Source organism: Bacillus sp. SIMBA_008 (assembly GCF_046535495.1).
In the GTDB taxonomy this organism is placed as follows: Bacteria; Bacillota; Bacilli; order Bacillales; family Bacillaceae; genus Bacillus; species Bacillus subtilis.
Window position 1 is genome coordinate 1 of sequence record NZ_JAWRWL010000368.1, and the last position, 277, is coordinate 277.

The 277-nt window shown below is 46.6% G+C and carries 1 protein-coding gene; it reads right to left on the reverse strand.

Annotated features, from left to right (window positions below; all coding sequences use genetic code 11):
• Window positions 1–178 (reverse strand): iron chaperone (locus SB658_RS23635; RefSeq protein ID WP_410602737.1); only part of this gene is annotated, 178 nt, incomplete at its 3' end.
• Between the last annotated feature and the right edge of the window lie 99 nt (window positions 179–277).

The window sequence follows — 277 nt, forward strand, 5'->3', positions numbered from 1 at the left end:
GCTTTGCTGCCGCAAAGCCGATAATAAAGGTGCCGTGATCGGTAAACATCGGCGTGTTCCACTTGATCTGCGGTGTTAAACCCGGGAATTGCTCAGACGTCCACGACAGGATTTCCTCCATTCGCAGACGATGGTCAGGGCTGTCGATACTTGATAAATAGTCTTTGAAAACGTCCATGTCTTCCTCCTTCAACATCACGTCCGCTAACGCCAAAACCCCGGATTTTCAGCTTTTTCTTTGATGTTAAATTCGATGATCTTCTTAAGCAGATCATAG